This is a genomic window from Paenibacillus sp. FSL M8-0334 (assembly GCF_038000405.1).
Taxonomy (GTDB): Bacteria; Bacillota; Bacilli; order Paenibacillales; family Paenibacillaceae; genus Paenibacillus_AQ; species Paenibacillus_AQ campinasensis.
Genome location: NZ_JBBOCH010000002.1, coordinates 880,159 through 900,187 on the forward strand (window position 1 = coordinate 880,159; position 20,029 = coordinate 900,187).

17 protein-coding genes are annotated in these 20,029 nt (G+C 51.7%); 14 read left to right on the forward strand and 3 right to left on the reverse strand.

The window, feature by feature from the left end:
* Positions 1-250 precede the first annotated feature (250 nt).
* The 4 genes from MKX64_RS18185 to MKX64_RS18200 all read left to right on the forward strand — a co-directional run bounded on the left by MKX64_RS18185 (position 251) and on the right by MKX64_RS18200 (position 6,290).
* Complete coding sequence (locus MKX64_RS18185) at positions 251-2,287, forward strand: bifunctional diguanylate cyclase/phosphodiesterase (RefSeq protein WP_155617668.1); 2,037 nt, start codon at positions 251-253, stop codon at positions 2,285-2,287.
* 340 nt (positions 2,288-2,627) lie between these two features.
* Positions 2,628-3,707, forward strand: coding sequence for a GerAB/ArcD/ProY family transporter (locus MKX64_RS18190; protein WP_176475502.1), 1,080 nt, complete (start codon positions 2,628-2,630; stop codon positions 3,705-3,707).
* Positions 3,704-5,125: a spore germination protein gene (locus MKX64_RS18195; RefSeq protein ID WP_095264053.1), complete on the forward strand. Its 1,422-nt coding sequence runs from the start codon at positions 3,704-3,706 to the stop codon at positions 5,123-5,125. Before MKX64_RS18190 ends, MKX64_RS18195 begins: the two co-directional genes overlap by 4 nt.
* 10 nt (positions 5,126-5,135) lie before the next feature.
* A complete protein-coding gene (locus tag MKX64_RS18200; protein ID WP_155617667.1) occupies positions 5,136-6,290 on the forward strand; it encodes a Ger(x)C family spore germination protein in 1,155 nt (384 codons plus the stop codon).
* Positions 6,291-6,300: 10 nt separating this feature from the next.
* Here MKX64_RS18200 and MKX64_RS18205 read toward each other — a convergent pair whose 3' ends face one another.
* Positions 6,301-7,323: a CobW family GTP-binding protein gene (locus MKX64_RS18205; protein WP_095264057.1), complete on the reverse strand. Its 1,023-nt coding sequence runs from the start codon at positions 7,321-7,323 to the stop codon at positions 6,301-6,303.
* A 345-nt stretch (positions 7,324-7,668) separates the two neighbouring features.
* Here MKX64_RS18205 and MKX64_RS18210 point away from each other — a divergent pair, with 345 nt between their 5' ends.
* Entirely contained in the window at positions 7,669-8,145 is a 477-nt protein-coding gene (locus tag MKX64_RS18210; RefSeq protein ID WP_330163941.1) for a hypothetical protein, read from the forward strand.
* A gap of 111 nt (positions 8,146-8,256) precedes the next feature.
* Here the strand turns inward: MKX64_RS18210 and folE2 are convergent, their stop codons facing one another.
* Positions 8,257-9,186: a GTP cyclohydrolase FolE2 gene (folE2, locus tag MKX64_RS18215; RefSeq protein ID WP_095397984.1), complete on the reverse strand. Its 930-nt coding sequence runs from the start codon at positions 9,184-9,186 to the stop codon at positions 8,257-8,259.
* Positions 9,187-9,553: 367 nt separating this feature from the next.
* On the opposite strand from folE2, the gene metE reads away from it, so the two are divergent.
* The 9 genes from metE to MKX64_RS18260 all read left to right on the forward strand — a co-directional run bounded on the left by metE (position 9,554) and on the right by MKX64_RS18260 (position 18,922).
* Complete coding sequence (gene metE, locus MKX64_RS18220; protein WP_341036910.1) at positions 9,554-11,845, forward strand: 5-methyltetrahydropteroyltriglutamate--homocysteine S-methyltransferase; 2,292 nt, start codon at positions 9,554-9,556, stop codon at positions 11,843-11,845.
* 112 nt (positions 11,846-11,957) lie between these two features.
* Entirely contained in the window at positions 11,958-12,410 is a 453-nt protein-coding gene (locus MKX64_RS18225; RefSeq protein ID WP_095264064.1) for a Fur family transcriptional regulator, read from the forward strand.
* Between the two features lie 232 nt (positions 12,411-12,642).
* Entirely contained in the window at positions 12,643-13,401 is a 759-nt protein-coding gene (locus tag MKX64_RS18230; RefSeq protein ID WP_095264066.1) for a class I SAM-dependent methyltransferase, read from the forward strand.
* A complete protein-coding gene (locus MKX64_RS18235; protein WP_095264069.1) occupies positions 13,401-14,483 on the forward strand; it encodes a FecCD family ABC transporter permease in 1,083 nt (360 codons plus the stop codon). The genes MKX64_RS18230 and MKX64_RS18235 overlap by 1 nt, the downstream gene beginning before the upstream one ends.
* On the forward strand, positions 14,480-15,256 hold the full coding sequence (locus MKX64_RS18240) for a heme ABC transporter ATP-binding protein (protein ID WP_341036912.1): 777 nt from the start codon (positions 14,480-14,482) through the stop codon (positions 15,254-15,256). Before MKX64_RS18235 ends, MKX64_RS18240 begins: the two co-directional genes overlap by 4 nt.
* An 81-nt stretch (positions 15,257-15,337) precedes the next feature.
* Entirely contained in the window at positions 15,338-16,420 is a 1,083-nt protein-coding gene (locus MKX64_RS18245; RefSeq protein WP_330163940.1) for a methyltransferase, read from the forward strand.
* An 18-nt stretch (positions 16,421-16,438) separates the two neighbouring features.
* Entirely contained in the window at positions 16,439-17,446 is a 1,008-nt protein-coding gene (locus MKX64_RS18250; RefSeq protein WP_155617663.1) for an ABC transporter substrate-binding protein, read from the forward strand.
* 43 nt (positions 17,447-17,489) lie between these two features.
* Complete coding sequence (locus MKX64_RS18255; RefSeq protein WP_095397988.1) at positions 17,490-17,888, forward strand: (2Fe-2S) ferredoxin domain-containing protein; 399 nt, start codon at positions 17,490-17,492, stop codon at positions 17,886-17,888.
* The gene (locus MKX64_RS18260; protein ID WP_095397989.1) at positions 17,885-18,922 is read left to right on the forward strand and encodes a CobW family GTP-binding protein; all 1,038 of its coding nucleotides are present in this window, start codon (positions 17,885-17,887) and stop codon (positions 18,920-18,922) included. The genes MKX64_RS18255 and MKX64_RS18260 overlap by 4 nt, the downstream gene beginning before the upstream one ends.
* A 79-nt stretch (positions 18,923-19,001) precedes the next feature.
* Here MKX64_RS18260 and MKX64_RS18265 read toward each other — a convergent pair whose 3' ends face one another.
* Entirely contained in the window at positions 19,002-20,006 is a 1,005-nt protein-coding gene (locus MKX64_RS18265) for a CobW family GTP-binding protein (protein ID WP_095397990.1), read from the reverse strand.
* Between the last annotated feature and the right edge of the window lie 23 nt (positions 20,007-20,029).

Here is a 20,029-nt window from a genome sequence, read left to right on the forward strand (position 1 = left end):
GTTGCTGAGCGGAATTGCAGATGACAGGACGGGATAGTCTAAAGGGTATTCGATCGACCGTTTAGCCGTTCGACAAGAAAGCAGAGGAGTTGGCATGGGTTGATGTGTATTGTCATCAATCGACTATATTTTTCCGTTATCTAACATTGAAGTCCATTGACGGGTAACGGTTTAATGATATGATGGACGTATTGGCGGCCATAGCTAGCAAGTTACTGGTACGTCACTTCTAGCCGTTAATAGATTGGGGATGAGATCAGTGGAGGTGAACGGCAGTTATAACCTATATATTGTCGCTCTTTCAGCCATCATCGCGATTGTGGCATCGTATTTCGCGCTAAACATTACATCAAAGATTTCGTACGCGAAGGGAAAAAGCAGGCTCTTCTGGTTATTAGCCGGCGCCCTGGTCATGGGAAGCGGGATCTGGTCCATGCACTTTGTCGGGATGCTAGCCTTTCACCTGCACATTCCGGTAGCTTATGATATATGGCTGACCTTGCTGTCCATGGTGGCAAGTGTCGTTTCTTCTTTTATTGCCTTTTATATTACCATACCGAAAAATATCAACTGGTATAAAATCGCGATCGGCGGCCTTGTGATGGGCAGCGGTATTGTGGCGATGCATTATGTCGGGATGGAAGCGATGGTGATGCATGCAGACATTACTTATCACACGGGGTTATGGGTGTTATCGGCCCTTATCGCCTTTGCCGCTTCTTACGCTGCTTTGTTCTTGTTTTTGCGTTTCCGGAATCAACCATCGGCCAGCTGGCTGAAATGGGTCTCGGCGGTCGTGATGGCCATTGCAATTTGCGGCATGCATTATACAGGCATGAAAGCTGCCAGCTTCCATCATCACGCCGGCATGATGGTTGAATCAACAGACAGTGTGGATATGTTTTTGCTGTACGGCGTAAGTGTGACCATTTTCATTATATTGCTGGTGTCATGGGGAGCGATGTTTTTTGACCGGCATGTACTGGAGAAGATGGCCTATCAGGATTCGATTACACAATTGCCCAATCGCAATGAAATGAACCGATACTTCGAACGGAATGTGGGAAAACAGGTAGCGGTTCTCTTTCTTGATCTTGATCAGTTCAAGGCGATTAATGATACGCTTGGCCATGATGTCGGCGATTTGCTTGTTCAGCAGGCAGGCTTCAGGCTTCGTCAGTTTGTCGACGAGAAGCGGCAGGCTTACCGAATCGGCGGCGATGAGTTTTTGATTATTGCCGAGCAGTGTACTCAGGAGCAGGCTGAATGTTTGGCCAAGCAGATCTTACATACGATTAAGCAGGTTTACCGGATCGACGGCAATGAGCTGTACATTACGGCAAGCATCGGTATCAGCATCGGTACTTTGCAGCAGTCCAACCGTACGGTTTTGCTTAAAACGGCCGACACGGCGATGTATAAAGCGAAGAAGCTCGGAAAGAACAGGCACTGTGTATATACCGAGGAGATGGGCATCACCGAAGTGCGGAAGATGGAGCTTGAGAAGGATTTGCAGCGCGCACTGGTGGAGAAACAGTTCTTCATCGTTTATCAACCGAAGTGGAATGTAAAAACAGATCGCTTATACGGGTTCGAGGCGCTCATCAGATGGCAGCACCCGAGACTCGGGGTTATCCCGCCAGGAGAGTTCATCCCGATCGCAGAGGAGACCGGACTGATCGTGCCGATGACGAGCTGGACGCTGGAGCAAGCGTGCCTGCAGGCGAAAGCATGGCAAGACCAGGGCATCTATCAACCGGTTTCTGTTAATTTGTCCGTTAGGCTTTTCTACACTGACACTTTGACGGATTTGATCCCGGCTGTGCTGGAGCTGGCCGATCTCGAAGCGCAGTATCTGGAGCTTGAAATTACCGAGTCGATGGTCTTTCATGATGTGCATGATATTATTCGGCAGCTGCAAGACCTGCGAAGAATGGGTGTCCGGGTATCGATCGATGATTTCGGGACAGGTTATTCTTCCATCGGCTTGCTGGATCGGCTGCCCATTGATGCTCTCAAATTGGATCGCTTGTTCACCAACGATCTGGATTCACCCAGCAAACGTGCGGTCATCCACGCGATTGTGCTGATGGCAGAGAGTTTGCAGCTGGATGTGATTGCTGAAGGCGTTGAGAAGCAGGAGCATATTGACTTTCTAACTGAGCTGGGCTGTTATGTCATGCAGGGCTATTTCTATGGGAGACCGATGAAGAATGAGAGCCTCTCTCAATGGTTGGGCAAAATTGATGAGCATAACCGTTCTGAGGAGCAGGAGCCCGGCAGGTAAGCTGTTGATGCTGCCTAAGGCTTCTAAATTACGAAGCTGCTGAAGCGTCTATCTGCTAAGTAGCTATGCAGCTTTCCCTCTAACCGGTCTCCTGCTATCCCGACTGGAGGAGCAGCCGGGAATAGCTTGTGGGAGTTCAATTGAGTGTGAGCGTCTGTTTACAGTTCTAGTATTGGTTAATGTTTCCGTTAAGTACATGCAAGGCAGATTCCGGAGAATTCTCCGGGTCTGCCTTTTTCTTATTCTCAAATCTTGCAGGCGCCAAGTTGCAGGATGCATAAACCTGAACTTCTGCGAAAAAATATAGTTCAATATGCTTGTGACAAGGAGGGACAACTGGATGACGACAAGGCAGTTCTCTTTCTTGCAAATATCGCTAACCTTCATTCTGTCCGTCGGCATGGTGAACCACGTGCTTCTTATTCCCCAGCTGATGGAGGTATCCGGCCGCGACTCATGGATAACCGTTCTCCTCGCATGCGTTGTGTTTCTTCCGGTCTTTATCATTATCGGATATATCGTAAAAAAGACACGGCACACCGGGATGCATGACTGGTTGCTTGAGCATTACGGGAAATGGATTGCCGTTCCGATCTCGGTCCTGACCGGCTTGACGCTCCTCAGCATCATTGTGGTGGAATCGAAAGATATGGTGATCTGGACTAACTCCTCCTATTTGCCGGAGACGCCTCCTTGGGTCCTCATAGTTCTGTTCTTAGCGTTGGCGCTCTATTCTGCGCTAAGCGGACTAAAAACGGTTGTGATTACTTCAGGCATTCTGCTGCCGGTCGTTATCTTGCTCGGCGAGTTTGTCATGCTAGCCAATTTTTCGAACAAGGATTATACCCTGCTGTTACCGGTATTCGAGCACGGATCCGGCCCTGCTTGGAGAGGGGTGATCTATATCGGGGCAGGATTGCTGGAGTTGATCTTTTTCGTGTATATCCAGCAATTTATTTCGGGCAGCGTGAAGAAAAGGTACATGATTATTCTAGGACTTGTGCTAGCCGGTCTTGCGCTAGGACCTACCATGGGGGCGATTGCGGCTTTCGGTCCGGTGGAATCCGCGTTGCAGCGTAATCCAGCCTTTGAGCAGTGGCGTCTGGTCCGGATTGGCAGCTATATCGAGCATGTGGATTTCTTGTCTATCTTTCAATGGATCAGCGGCGCTTTCATTCGAGTGGCTTTCTCGCTCTATATCATGATGGAGCTGCTTCCTTCGAAGGGAAAACGATGGTTTCTTACGGCCATCGCTGCGATTTGCGCCGCAGCGGTGATTTATCCGGTCGGCGATATTGTCTTTTTTAACGTGCTGAAAAGTTATTACTACCCGGTCCTGTTTTCTGTGCTGCTGCTTCTGACTCTGGTCATCTTCGTCCTGGTCCGATTTGCTAAACCGCTGAAGGAGGTGCAGGCGTGACGCTCAAGCTGGATGAACTGAAAAAGTATTTTGCAGCATGCCATGATGTTGTGCATGAATATCGTCAGTTCGAAACGGGAGAGGAGGTTGTGTTTATATATTGCGAGACGCTGTGCGATGAGAAGTTTCTGAACGAGTATGTGTTTTCAGAGATCAGCCGGGTGATGAATATGCCTTCATCCATGATCCGGCAAGGATTGGAGAATCATACTTCATTAAAGGTGACGCTCTTGCAGGAAGCTACTCTGGAGAAGATAGCGGGCAAGATTTTTGGCGGAGAGGTGGTGATTTGGGCTGATGCTCTGAATGACTGCTATTATCTCCCGGCGAAACAGACCAATGACCGCCAGACGGAGGAAAGCGGCATCGAGGTGTCGATCCGGGGGCCGAGGGATGGCCTCGTCGAAAATATCGATACGAATATCGGTTTGATTCGCAAGAGATTTCCGGCTGTAACCTTGGCTTATCAATCTTTTACGATTGGCAACAAAACGAAAACCAAGGTCGGCCTGCTGTATGACACCGAGATGATCTCCGAGGCGACGCTGAAGAATGTACAAACCAAGCTTAACAGGGTTCAAAACAGCATTGAAGAATTGGTCAGCGCCAATCAGCTGGAGGAAATCATCTCGGACAATCCATATTCCGTCTTTCCTTTAAGCATTTATACAGGCCGACCTGACTTCATCACGTCATGTCTCCTTAAGGGCAGGTTTGCCATTCTAATCGATGGTGTGCCAGGCGCTCTTATTGCGCCAGCAACGTTATCGGTGCTGCTTAAAACGGCGGAGGATTCTCATTTTAACTACATCTCTTCGTCATTTGGAAGGATTCTCAGATATATCAGCTTGGCTGTCGCTATTTTTCTGCCGAGCTTCTACGTAGCGCTGACCGGGTTTCACCAAGACCAGATCCCGTTTCCTATGCTGGCAACGATCGGATTATCCCGGCTGGGGATCCCGTTTAGCATTCCGATGGAAGTGCTGCTCATGCTGGGTCTGATTGAAATATTCAGGGAAGCCGGATTTCGCCTCCCGACGCCGCTGGGCCAGTCGATTACGGTTGTCGGCGGTCTGATTATCGGGGATGCGGCAATCCGAGCAGGGTTGACCTCGCCGACGATGGTTGTCATTGTTGCTATCTCTGTAGTGGCAGGCTCGACGCTGGTGAGCCAAGCACTGTCGGGAACGGTCAGTGTGCTGCGCATCGTTACGGTATTGCTGGCCTCCATTCTGGGCATGTTCGGCTTTATGCTTTCGATCATCTTTGTCGTCGTCTATCTTTCTACACTGACATCCTATGGCGTGGCTTATCTCGCGCCGCTGTCTCCGATTAACTTTAAAGACGTTGTTCGCGCGGTCCTGCAGGTTCCGCAAAAATGGATCGGAGGCAAACCGAAACATTTGAAGCATAAGTAGGAGGGAACAGATGAAAGTATGGAAGATATATGTCAAGCTGCAGCTGGCGATTTTCCTGCTGCTTCTGTTAGCGGGGTGTTGGGACCACCGGGAAATTACGTTCTCCAAGTATGCTACATCCATCGGCATCGATTACAAGGAGGATGAGTACATCCTGTATGCGCAAATGCTGAATTTCGGCAATATAGGCAAGCTGGAGGGGCAGTCCCTGGAGAAAAAGCCGATTGTGATCGGAACGGCGCGCGGAAAAACGCTGACTGATGCGGTATTTATGCTGTATCGATCCGAGCAGTTTCCGGTATTCTGGGGGCATGTCACGTCGGTTGTGTTCACGAAGGAGGCGCTGCAGCGGGTGAACTTCCTGGAATTATCCGACTCGCTCAGCCGCTATTATGCGATCCGATATAATGTGTGGGCCTACGGCACCGAGAGCTCGATCGAGGAACTGTTCAACCTCAGCCCCTTTTTCGGGATGTCTCCCTTCGAGTCTATCCTTATGAGCCCTCTGGACACGTACAGGCAATATTCCGATATCAGGCCGATCTATATGTTTCGATTTATAGCGAATTATTTGGAGCCGGGCAGGACGGCCGGGCTCCCTCAGCTGACGACGAACCGAACAACCTGGATGGAAGGCGGAAAAGAATCGACACAGATGATGCTTGGGGGAGAATATTTTTTTCATGAGAGCCAGTATAAAGGAAAGCTTGGGTATGAGGAAGGCTGCGGAAAGCGGTATCTGGATAAAAAAATGAATCGGGTCCCGCTCACGATCTATCAAGGTCAGGAGCCGGTGATGACGCTGGTTCTGCACGTCCAGGACTACAAGGTCAACCATACCGTCAAGAATGGGAACGTCATCTATGATCTGAAGCTTACCGTTAAGGGGCTCATTGATGAAATGGGAGAAAACGTCACCCATTCATTCATAAAGAACGAGATTATCAAGAAAATGAAGAAAGAGATTCAAAGCACCTTTGATAAAGGGCTTGAAATCTCGGCTGACGTGTATAATTTAAATGATACCGTATATCGTTACGATCACAAGACTTGGCAAACATACCTTAAAGGCAAGCCGCCCGAAACGACGATGCAGCTGGGCAAGATCGATATCGATGTGGTCATTATCAATTCAGGGAAATATAAAAACCGTAAAAATGAGTAAGAGTAAGAGGTCAGGCGATGACGTTGGCTTGCCATTCCTGCAGCAAAGCACGTTCATCCAGCTCATATCCGATCATGACCAGATAATAAGCGCCTGTATAGGCGGTGCTTTCCGAACGAAGCTGCTTTCCTGAAAACTGAATCAGGGATGGTGTGGAGGAGCCTTTCAGGGCAACATACCCTTTCGCGCGGAGCACATGCTGCCCCGTTGTTTTCAGCCACTTTGTCAGCCTTGGCAAAGAAAGCGCCGTCTGCCTGCTGATGGGGATCATAATGGTCTGGATGCGGGAGAAGGAAGCGTGCCCCGGCTGCTCTGACCTGCTCGACGATGCAGAGCCGTGGTGTGGATGATGCGTATGGGAATGGGCAGAAACGATGTTGAATCGAACCGTTGTTTTCGCCTGGTGATGCAAGGGTCTCAGTGCTCCGATCACGGCTTCTTGATTGAATTTGCCCAGGGTTGTGTTGAAGATCTGCGCCGTATCATTATATTTCTTGATGAGATGATGAACTTTGGACAGATGGGGGTATGGGACAAGGTCCTGCTTGTTGACCAGGATCACGTCGGCCACTTCCAGCTGCCTGCGCAGCGTGTAAACAAGCTGTTTATCAGCTGAGAATATGCTGTTATACTCCAGCACATGTTCCGCGTCGACCACCGTAACGATGTTGTGCAGCATCACCTTGTCGATCAGCTCGGGTTCGGCCATCGCATCCACGACCTCTTCCGGGTTGGCTACGCCGGTGAGCTCAACAAGGATGACATCGGGAGCCAGATCCAGCAGGCTTTGGAGCGCTCCGGAAATTTCGCTTTTCTTGCTGCAGCAGATGCAGCCGTCAAACCGCTTTTCCACAGGCAGCCCCTGGGCGGATTCCGCCAAAATCGAACCATCTACGTCGGCTTTGCCCAATTCGTTCATCAGGATTGCCGGCTTGAGGTTTCGGGCATTCAGGTCTTTGATCAGCTCGAGAAGCAGCGTCGTTTTACCACTGCCTAAAAAACCGCTGATTATGATAACGGGTGTTGGCTTCATATGTAATCCCCCTTGTTCGTATGTAAAAATTACGATATTAGATCATGCTTTAATCCGTGCCAGTGACATCTCTTAGGTGATTAAGAGTATATGAATGAAGAGCGGAATACATGCCATGCGACGGCTTATTATTTTCGTATGAGTTATAGGCGTTGACAAAAAGAATGCGGATGATTACACTGTTATAAATAGTAATTATTACGATTATAAAAAGGCGCGATTTCCAACAACTGAGATAAAGTTGCCAGCAGAGTGCCGCATTATGCCCAGCGAAGTGCCGTTGTTGTGAGCGAATCCTGATCGGTAGCTCAGCCATGTATGTACTCACAGATCGGAGGGAGTTATGTGTCAGTGATTAGCCCCAAGCCTGAAGAGGAACAGGTGATCAGTACTCATTCCGTAGAACGGTGGCACCGGAGGAGATCGGAGCTCGCAGGCTGGCTGCAGCGTCCGAAACGGAGATTGAGGGCCAAACAAGTCGTATGGCTCGGTGACATCGAGGTGGATGTGGAGATGTTTGATGCGCTTGCATGCTTGAAGCGAATGAATATCCCGACCGAGTTCTCCTGTGCGGGCGTCAGTCCCTTGGACGAGCCGGAAGATCATTCACTCTACGCCTATATAACGATGCCTGCCTCCGAGAAAACCGACCGGTTCGTGCAGTTTGCTATGGAGCGGATGAAGCATCGTCTGCTCGTAACGTATGAACCATCGGGGAAACGATACGATCTGTCGTCTTTTTTTATCGGGCATAATCGGTCGTATTGTTTGCTGCTGGGCGCCTGCGCCGAGGCGTTTGCCCGGCTTGAACATCATGGCTGACAGCTGCAGCTGGTCAGCTTCGATCGCCATATGGCGCTTATCACAAGGGCTGTTCCCAGATGAACGGATTATCGGGTCAGGCGTGTAGAGCAAAAAAGAAGGAGCCGCACACTATCGTGCCGCTCCTTCTTTTCTTTTATCGAAATCAATGATGGCATACGCATCGTGAAGATGAATGGACTCTTCATTTCGGCATTCCACTTTGAAGGCCAGCACGTCATCCATTTCATACAAATCTGCAGCAACCAGACGCACCATATCTTCCACGAAACGAGGATTCTCATAAGCCTGTTCGGTGACTCTTTTCTCGTCGGGACGTTTCAGAACCGGGTGGAGCGCGCTGCTGGCATTGGACTCGGCAGCCGCGAGCAGCATCGCTTTCCAGTCATGCGCCGGTGGCGAAGCCGGGTCGATCTCGACCGTCATCGTCACCCTCCCCCGCTGGTTATGCGCGCTATATTCGCTAATCTCCTTGGAGCACGGGCACAAGGTGGTTACAGCTGCATTTAGGCTTACGATGGTTCGGTAAGGCTGTCCTTTCTCATAGGTAGTCTGAATCGTAGCTTCCGCATGATTCAGCCCGGCGAACCCGGTTACCGGGGCGGTGCGTTCATAAAACCAAGGAAAGGAGATCGTGATTTCGGCCTTGTCCTGCCCCATTCGTTCTGCAAGCTCATGGACAAAATCGCACATATCAGCCAGCTCGCTGCTCAGGCCCTTCTGACGATACATTTCCAGCTGCTCGGTCAGTCGGCTCATATTAATGCCTTTCGAGGCTTGGGGCAAACTCGTTGTTAAGGTCATCGTTGCAATGCTGGTCTGGCGCTTAGGCTCGATATCCGAATGAACCTGTATCGGGTGCCGGACGTTGGACACACCGACATGCTGAATAGGAAACAGGTAGTCTGCATGGTGGTTCTGCAAATCGGTCATCTGCTCTTTCACCGTTGGTTTGCTCCCGGGAATCGGATCGGTGGAACCGAATAGACGGTGGCGCTCCGGTTTTGGGGGCAGCATGTTATTGGCATGGATGGATTTCATGGCATCTACACTCCTAGTCATCCGCTGCAAAGCTATTCCAGTGACTCGTCGCTGTCCGTTCTGCTAACCGCGAATCATGCAATAAGCGATGCATTGATGTTCAATGTTCGTAATTATTACTATTATGGAGTGTACTATAAAACTCGGAGCCGGTAAACAGTGGGGTGATGAAAATGGAACGGCAAGCATGCTGTGCTAACTGGTGTTTTCCCGGGTAGACATAGCCCTGAAAGGGATTCATGGGCTTTGGTATAGCTTTTGGCTATAGCAGGCAATAGATTATTAGATTTACTCTATGGATGATAAAGTATGCTATTTTATTCCTAACCAATCGAGAGATGGAGATACGAGGAGGAGGGATACGTTTATGAAGAGCGCAAATTTGGGATACCCCCGCATCGGACTGAACAGAGAGTGGAAAAAGGCCCTGGAGGCCTATTGGTCCGGCAACCTGGCGGAGGCGGATTTTCATGAGCAATTAAAAAGCATACGCCTGCGCCATCTGGAGCTTCAGCAGAAGAAAGGGATCGATGTCATTCCTGTTGGGGACTTCACTTATTATGATCATGTATTGGATACGGCCGTCATGTTCGGGCTGATTCCACCAAGGTTCGGTTGGGAAGGCGCCGATCCGGACCTGTCCGTGTATTACGCCATGGCTCGAGGGAGCCGCGAGGCTGCTGCTTGCGAGATGACAAAATGGTTTAATACGAACTACCATTATATCGTGCCCGAACTGCAGAGCGTCAGCCCTAAGCTGACCCGCAATCGTCCGCTGGAAGCATACCGTGAGGCCAAGACGGAGCTTGGCATCAAGGGAAGACCGGTGATCATTGGACCGTATACGTTCCTAAAGCTGTCTAAAGGGTATGATGCAGGTCAGCTGGACAGCTGGATTGACCAGCTGCTTCCCCTATATGGCCAAGTGCTGAGGGAGCTGGCGGCAGAAGGCGTGGAATGGGTTCAGGTTGACGAGCCGATACTGTGCACGACCTTGGCGGAGGCGGATCTGCAGCGTATCGCTCGGATTTATGACCGGCTGGTCACAGAAGCGCCAGGCATCCAGCTGATGCTTCAGACGTATTTTGACGCGGTGGATCATTATAAAGCGATTGTCTCGCTGCCCGTTCATGGCATCGGCCTGGATTTCGTGCATGACCATGGACGAAATCTGCAGGCGATCGAGGAATCCGGATTTCCTGAAGACAAGCTGCTGGGCGCTGGCCTGATCGACGGACGCGGGATATGGAGAGCCGACTTGATAAACAAGCTGGAGTCGCTGCAGGCGTTGTCCGATCACGTATCTCTAAATCGTATCGTGCTGCAGCCGTCCTGCAGTCTGCTGCATGTGCCGATCCGTGCAGCGGAGGAATCCGCGCTGGATGCAGCCCTGCAGGGGGCGCTCGCGTTTGCGGAGGAGAAGCTGGACGAGATCAACGTGCTGGTAAAGTCTGTTAGACTCGGCTATGAGGCTGTTCGTGCTGAAGTGGAAGCAGCGGAACGTGCGCGCCAAGTGCTGCAGCAGTCTGCGGCCCGGAACAGTCAGCGGGTGCAGCAGCGAATGGCCGATCTGAGCTCGCAGCCAACTTCCCGTCCGGACAGCTACGGAGTGCGGAAGCAGGGGCAGCAGAAGCGGTGGAATCTGCCGCTGCTGCCGACAACGACCATCGGCAGCTTTCCGCAAACACCGGAAATTCGCAGCGCCCGGAGAAGCTGGCGCAAGGGCGAGTGGAGTAACGAGCGTTATGAAGCATTTATCCAGGAGCAGATCGGAGCATGGATCAGGATTCAGGAAGAGCTGGAGCTGGATGTGCTTGTGCACGGCGAGTTCGAGCGAAACGATATGGTCGAGTTTTTTGGGGAGAAATTGGCGGGGTTTGCATTTACTTCGAATGGATGGGTGCAGTCCTACGGCTCGCGCTGCGTTAAACCGCCGGTCATCTATGGAGATGTCGATTGGACAGGGCCAATGACCGTCGAGGAGACGGTCTATGCGCAGTCGCTGACCAGCAAGCCGGTGAAGGGCATGCTGACCGGACCGGTGACCATTCTGAACTGGTCGTTTGTGCGGGACGACAAGCCCCGGGAGGAAGTAGCCTATCAAATTGCCTTGGCGCTTCGTGAGGAGGTCGAGGCGCTGGAAGCGGCAGGCATCGGCATGATCCAGGTGGATGAGCCGGCGCTGCGCGAGGGGCTGCCGCTCAAGCGGGAACATTGGCCGCATTATCTGGAATGGACGGTACGGGCGTTCCGCCTGTCCACCTCGACCGTTCGAAACGAAACGCTGATTCATACGCATATGTGCTACTCCGAGTTCCATGACATCATTGATACGATCAACGAGCTGGATGCCGATGTCATTTCGATTGAGACATCCCGCAGCCATGGGGAACTGATCGAGAGCTTCGAGCACTACAGCTATGATAAAGAGATCGGTTTAGGCGTGTATGATATCCACAGTCCGCGCGTGCCTTCGGTCGAAGAAATCGACGCCATGATCGAGCGGGCATTGCGCGTGCTTGAACCGAGCCAATTCTGGATTAACCCGGATTGTGGCCTGAAGACACGCAGGCAGGAGGAGACGGTCGGAGCTCTGCGGAATATGGTGGAGGCAACGAAGCGGGCACGGACCCGATTCGCCGTGAAGACAGAGAAATGAAGCTGTGTCTTGGCACGTGATATGACAAATTCGCCCTTTCTTGTTAAAATACAAAGACAGTATGGATTCGGACAGAACAAGCTTTGTATGCCGAGGAAGGAACGTGCCGAGCATGAGAGAAAACCAATCCAAGGTAAGAGAAATGCTGGAGACGATGGCAAGGAACGGATGGAGAGTGACCGAGCAGCGAAGAACGCTCGCGCAGATTTTTGCGGATCATGAAGGCTACTTGTCGCCCAAGGATGTCTATGATCAAATGTCAATCCGTTATCCGAGCATGAGTCTGGACACCGTGTACCGCAATCTCCGGATGTTAAGCGAGATGGGGGTATTAGAGCATTTCTATTTTATGGACGGCGGATTGAAATTCAAGGAGAATTGTACAGCGCATCATCACCATCACTTGATCTGTGTCAACTGCGAGAAGACGCTTCCCTTTGATTATTGCCCGATGGATCAGGGGCTAGAGCTGCCTGGCAACTATAAGGTGCTGCGGCATCGCTTTGAGGTATACGGAATTTGTGAAACATGCCAGCGGCAGCAGAATGAAGAACCAGTGGAGTAGAATCATCCAAAGGCGGCATGCCGAGTTTTTTGTTGAGCACGCGCTCCTCTTCAAGGAGCGTGTGTTTTTTTGTCGGGTAGCAAATTCAAGGTTGATAATCGTAAAAATTACGATTAATATAGAAAAGGTGAAATGATGCATGAGGAGGTGCAGCATTGGAGTAATGTGGAATGGCCACGTCTATAAATCGTAAAAATTACGATTAAATAGAATGCGAAAAATGGAGGAACAGATGAGTATAAGTGAAACGGTACCATGGTATGAAAAAAGCTTCGGAGAGGACTATCTGCTTGTCTACAGGCACCGGAATCAACAGGAGGCCGATCAGGTCGTTCAGCAAGTCTTGGAATGGTTGAAGCTGCCTTCAGGCAGTCAGGTCCTTGATCTGTGCTGTGGAGCGGGCAGGCACGCCTTAGCACTGGCTAATGCAGGCTATCGTGTCACCGGTGTGGATCTATCCTCCGTGCTGCTGCGAAGGGCGAGGGAATTGGATTCGGAGAAACGCGTGAGATGGGTGGAGGCCGATATGCGTGCATTGCCAGCCGATGACCACTTTATCGAAAACTTCGATGCTGTTGTCAATCTGTTCACATCCTTCGGCTACTTCGGAGCCGACCGAGAACAGCTGGATGTGCTGAGGCAAATACGAAGAGCCCTTAAGCCAGGCGGGCGCTTTGTGATGGATGTGCTGAACGCCGGATATATCCAAGACCATCTTGTCCCATTTTCCAGGCGGGAGGAGAGCGGTGTCATCATCTCCGAGAGACGTCAGATTCACAGCGGCTTTGTAACTAAGCGGATCATGATTGAGGATGGGGACAAGGAACCACGCAGCTATACGGAGCGCGTTAAACTGTATGCTCTGAAGGCGATGGGGAGCATGCTGATCGATGCGGGTCTCGTCATCGATGAAGTTTACGGAAGTTATGATGGAGACGCCTATCACGAGCGATATTCTCCGCGAATGCTGATCGTGGGGCATCGGGTTTAATGGGCAGCAGGACACCACGTGAGGGACCCCATCACCGTGTTTGGTTTGCGGGAATTCTAGTTTTGCTGGCTGCGATGCTGTTGGTATCGATCACGGCTGCGGTGATGCTCGGTCCGGTGGCTATAGATCCGGGGACGGTATGGAAAATCGCGCTGTCCAATCTGCCTGGATTTGCCGGAAAGGTGGACCAGACATGGAGCCAAGGACAAAGCCACATTATCTGGGACATTCGCTTCCCCCGAGTGCTGCTCGGCGCCGTTGTTGGGGCAGGGCTATCCGTGGCCGGTGTAGCCGCACAAGCATTGATGCGCAATTCCCTGGCTGATCCGTATATTCTCGGCGTTTCTTCCGGTGCTTCTGTAGGAGCAACGCTGGTCATTCTGCTCGGTGCGTTCTCCTATTTCGGTCAATATGCGCTGTCTCTCGCGGCGTTTATGGGTGCACTCGTAGCGATGGGGCTTGTATTTCTGCTTGCTCGCGTAGCGGGTCGCATCTCCACAACCAGACTTCTGTTATCAGGCATTGCGATCTCCATGATGATGTCGGCGGCAACGAATTTTATAGTCACGATGGCGCCGCGCGAGGAGGGCATTCGCACAGCGATGTATTGGATGATGGGGAGCCTCGCGGGAGCCAAATGGTCTTATATGACGTTCCCTGTTCTGATCGTTCTGGCAGGCACCCTGCTGTTCTTGCTGCAGTATCGATCACTGAATGCGCTGCTCATGGGAGACGATACGGCGGTTACCCTCGGCGTGAACATCCAGCATTTTCGTATCGTCTTGATTCTGACCCTGGCACTGCTGACGGGCACGCTGGTGTCAATCAGCGGATCCATTGGCTTCGTGGGTCTGATGATTCCTCATATTGTACGACTGTTGATCGGTTCCGATCACCGCCGCGTGCTCCCTGTCAGTTTGTTTCTGGGTGCGATATTCATCGTGTGGGCTGATGTGCTAGCCAGAATGGCATTGGCGCCGGAGGAATTGCCAATCGGTATTGTGACTGCTCTATGCGGCGGCCCTTTCTTTATCTGGCTTCTGCGCCGAAGCTCATATTCATTCGGAGGTGGACAGGAATGAACATGAAGGTTGAAGAGATCTCTTACAGCGTCCGCGACAAGCGCTTGATCGAGTCTATTTCCTTGGAAATAATCGAAGGCGAGTTTATCGGATTGATCGGCCCGAACGGCAGTGGGAAATCGACATTGCTCAAAAATATATACCGTGTGCTTAAGCCTGATCGAGGCGGGGTTTACCTGAACGGGAAGGATTTGTCGCAGATGACGCAGAAGGAAACGGCCCGCAGTATGGCGGTGGTCAGCCAGGAAGCAAACATGGCCTTTGATTTTGCCGTCATGGATATCGTCATGATGGGGCGTGCTCCCCATAAGCGCCTCTTGGAGTCAGACACGGCCAGAGATCAGGAGATCGCAGAGCGGGCTTTGGCGCGGGTGGGCATGCAGCATGTGGCTTCGAGCAGCTTCGCAACCTTATCCGGCGGGGAGAAACAGCGTGTACTGATAGCAAGAGCATTGGCACAAGAGGCAGGCTTCTTGATCCTGGACGAACCTACCAACCATCTGGATATTCGATATCAGCTGCAGATGATGGATTTGGTTAAAGCGTTGAAATTGACTTCATTCGCCGCGCTCCATGATTTGAATATAGCGGCCTGTTATTGTGATCGAATATATGTACTGAACGATGGCAGAATCGTGGCCGCCGGCCGCCCCGAAGAGGTGATGCAGAAGGAGCTGCTGCTCCGTGTGTTCGGAGTGAAAACGCAAATTTCTCGTCATCCTTCTACGGGCAAGCCGGCGATTACCTTCCTGCCGGAGATGCTTGTGAACTGAGCTGTTTATGCTTCCGAAGTGAATTTTGTACGAAGCTGACCCATGAAGCCATGCTCACAAAACTTTGAGGAGGAGAAATTCGTGGCGTTAACTCGGTGCAGTTATTGCGGATATATGTATGACGAATGGAATGGGGACTCGCGAAACGGCGTGCCGCCAGGAATACCGATTACGAAGTTGGCGGGAACCGTATGTTCGCGCTGCGGCATCCAGGGTGTCCGCCATGAGCGTCAGCAGAGTCCGAAGTATGAAGGCGATGAAGCGGAATATTATGACCAATTTGCTGGCAAAGCAGGAGTCAAGTTTTACAAATCCTGGATAAAAGCGTCCCTAAAGCCGGTGAAAGCGCTGGAGCTTGGGGTCGGGACAGGCCGTTTGGCCACGGAGCTCGCTCCGTTAACAGAACAGTACTGTGGCGTAGATTGGAGCCCGCGCATGCTGAAGGCGGCGGAAGCGAAACGTAAACGAATCTTTAAGGACACGGCGGAAGAACGATGGCAGCTGGTGGAGCAGGATGCTCTGAAATATCATCCCGAGACGCAGTTCACCCATGTCTTATGTCCTGACGGATTTCTGCAGCACTTTACGCTGATGGATGAGCATGTTGCTTTGCTGGGCGGCTTGCATCGGTGCATGGAGGATGGCGGCTGGATTGCGGTGGATGTGCATCTGCCGCCGAGCGGGATCGGCTGGAAGATGCAGCAGAGGAAGCAGCTGCTCCCGAACAAATGGATTTCCCGTCAACTGGAAGGAGAGACATCGCTCTTAAGACAAGTGTTCCGGTGCATGATCGATTATGAAACCTACAGGGAAGGCACGATGACTTCAAAGTATCGGGTTGAACGTGAGTTCGCGTTAATGACGCCGAAGGAGACCGCTTTGCTGCTATCAGCGGCTGGCTTCGAAGTATCGCGAATCGTTTGTAATTTTGGTCTGACCGAGCCTTGGTTGACGGCGCTTCCGCCGGGGACATACGGGAAGGAGGAGGCACTTGGGGCCACTGAAACCATAAAGGAAGCCATGATGACAGGGAAAAATGTCACACCCTACATCCCTGATCAGTGGGGGTATGGAGGAGACCCATTTGCCGGTGCGATGCCGGTCGAGCCGCCAGAAGCTCCGGCTACCGTGACACTAATTGCCCGCAAGGCAACACGCACTTAGGATGGAGGAGAAACATAAATGAAAAGAAAAAATATCCCGTTGATTATCCTGCTTACTCTGTTATTGGTGCAGCTGACCGCTTGCGGAGGAGGCCAAAGCACGCAGGCAACTGCGTTGTCGGATGCATCGAATTCAGCACCTGCTACTGCCGAGGACACCTCGGTCGAGCTGGAGAACATGGGGGAGAAGATCTCCTTCCCCGAAGCCCCGAAAAGAGCGGTAACGCTTAATCAGCATGCCACTGAGGTGATGCTGGCCCTTGGACTGGAATCTTCCATGGTGGGAACCGCTTATTTGGATGACAGCATTCTGTCTGATTTTCAGGAGGCGTATGTGCAGATCCCGGTCCTATCGGATAAATATCCATCCAAGGAGGTATTCCTCGCGGCTGAGCCTGATTTTGCTTATGCGGGATGGCAGAGTGCTTTTACTGAGGAAACGCTCGGTTCACGAGAAGATTTGGCGGCGCAAGGCGTGATGACTTATGTACATGAATCCTCCAACAGACCGAAGCCGACGCTTGAGGATGTGTATGAGGATATTCTTAATATCGGAATAATCTTTCGCGTAGAAGAACGGGCTGAGGCGTTGGTGAACGAAATTCGCAGCGAGCTGGAAGACATTCAGACGTGGATTGGACCCGTAGATCAGCCGCTAAAGATTTTTGTATATGACAGTGGAAGCGACAAGGCGCTTACAGCCGCCAATACGTATTTAACGAGCTTGATCAATCAGGTGGGCGGAACAAATATTTTCGATGATATCGATAAAGGCTGGGCGGAAGTGAGCTGGGAAGAGGTCGTGGACCGCAATCCGGATGTCATCGTAATCGTAGACTACGGGGACGAGTCCGCGGAGCAGAAGAAAGACCGCTTGCTGAGCATGGCTTCGCTCGTCCATATCGAGGCGGTCCGCAATGAGCGGTTTATCGTGCTGCCGCTTTCGGCAGCTGCCGAGGGAATTCGAGCGCCGATTGCCCTCAGAACACTTGCTGCCGGACTCTACCCTGACAAAGTAAGTCCATAACACACGAATACGAGCCCCGTACAAAGTTAAGGAGGAACAAGATATGACAACTTGGAATTTGCAGGAGACAGCCTGCCATTTCCTGATATGCAACGGCGGCAGCTGCATGAAGAAGCAGGCGGATGAAGTGACGCTGGCGATCAGGGACGAAATCGCTTTGCTTGACGCGGATCGGCAAATCCATACGACGCGTACGCGCTGCAACGGTAGATGCGCCGATGCCTGTGTCGTGGTCGCTTATCCGGAAGGGGTCTGGTACAAGGATATCAGCCCGGAGCTGGGCAGGGAATTGGTTCGTCGGCATGCGGCGGGAGGACGTCTGGAGGAGAGAATCGTTTATTCTTTTGACCAGCGTTTTGTAGCTACCGGACTTTCAGTGACAGGACTAGAGAAGCCATCCCGTGCTGCCGAGGAGGAGAGAAAAGAGGGCTACACATCATGACAATGATCCCGATCCTCATACTGTCGGGGTTCCTGGGAAGCGGCAAGACCACTCTCCTGACTCGCCTATTAGGTGAATGCGTGAATAAGAGCATCAAACCTGCGGTCATTATGAACGAGGTAGGTGATGTTAATCTGGACGGTCAGCTGGTGGATGAAGAGGTAGCGATGCGAGAAATGCTCAGCGGCTGCATCTGCTGCACGATTCGCGGCGATTTATCCATGGAGATCAAGGGGCTGATTGAACAAGAGACTCCGGATCTCATACTCATTGAGGCGACAGGGGTTGCTAACCCGATCGAAATTTTGGATACGGTAACGGAAACGGCTTTGTTAACGCCTATCGATATCCGGGCCGTGGTGACAATCGTGGATGCTTCCCATTTTCTTCAGCTGTCTTGCGGCACAAGGGGAAGGACTTACCGGTTAATGGAGGATCAGATCCGCTGCGCATCAATGCTGGTCCTGAACAAACGCGATCTGGTAGGCGAGAAAGAATTAGAGGAGGTCACGCAGCTAATGGCCGCATTGAATCCGGTTGCTTCGATTCAGCCTGCCATTCACTGTGAATTGGATGAATGCTTGTGGAATCTTATGCTTGAACCGGAGGCTTCGGGCTCAGGAGCGTTCAGTCGGTCTAACGCTAAGGCGCGCTCTGCTGTTGACGTTCGTGGAGATCATCATCATGCTCACAACGGCGGGCTGGACTCCCGGAACGATCACGGCGATCACGATCCTGCCGGTCACGACCATCATCATTCCTATGATCATGTGATGGTTTGTACACATTATTTTTCGCAGCCCGTGGATAACCATCGGTGGGAACAGGTGATGAACGAGCTGCCGGATGGCATATATCGGGCAAAAGGGGTATATACAGCAAGCACCGGGGAGCGCATGCTGTTTCAATATGCATACAAACAGTTGGAGCTGATTCCGATCCGGCCCCAGGGTCAGCTTCAGGATGTGGCCGTGTTTATCGGGGAGCATTTTTCCAAACAGAGTCTGCTCAGCAAGCTGGAGGAGATGGCTTGAACGATACCTTCTAAGCCGGGAGAGGAAATAAAAAGAAGCGGCACATTGATGGTGCGCGCTTCTTGCTCCTTCATCTGCTTCAGTCGGCCACGCAGGCTGCAAATTGCTTGCGGAACCATTCCTCGTCGAGGTTGCGGCCGATCACGACAAATTCGCTCGTTCGCGTCTCTCCTGGTTTCCAATCCCGGTCCGGGTAAGCGCCGAACAGCATGTGGATGCCTTGGAAGACGACCCTTTTGTTGGTGCCTTTGATATTCAGGACGCCCTTGTAGCGGAAGGTGTCTGTTCCATGATCCACCAGCCATTTGTTGATGAATCTTTCTACCTTATTCAGGTCGAGCGGGCGGGACTCGCGGAAGAAGATGGAGAAAACCTCATCATCGTGATCATGGTGATCTTCTTCCAGGAATCCAGGCTCAAGCTCCAGCTTTTTCTCCAAATCGAATGCGCCGATACCGAGAATGCGATCGATTTCGATCCGGGATTGCTGCGTGCGATATATTTTGGCGGCCTGGTTCATCGAGCGAAGACGCTGCTCCAGCTGTCCGAGGTCTTCTTCGGAGACCAGATCTGTCTTGTTAAGCAGCATGACATCTGCGAAAGCGACCTGTTCCTGCGCTTCATGGCCTTCGTCCAGATGCTGACCGGCATGTCTGGCGTCCACCACGGTGACGATGGCATCCAGTTTATAAAATTCGGAGATTTCCTCGTCTACAAAGAACGTTTGCGCCACCGGAGCCGGATCGGCAAGGCCGGTGGTCTCAATCAGGACGCGGTCGAAATCGGCTTTGCGACGTCCGCCCTGCCCGAGCTTGGCATCCTTCAAATCAGCAAGAATGCGGATGAGATCTCCCCGAACGGTACAGCATATGCAGCCGTTGTTCATTTCAAAGATTTCTTCATCTGCGCCGACGACAAGCTGGTTATCGATGCCGACCTCTCCAAATTCGTTGACGATGACGGCGATCTTCTGACCGTGTTCCGCAGTTAATACATGATTGAGCAGCGTTGTTTTCCCGGCACCAAGAAAACCGGTCAAGACAGTAACGGGAATACGGGGATCATGGGATGTTGTGGTGGTCATTTTTTATTCACTCCTTCATACTT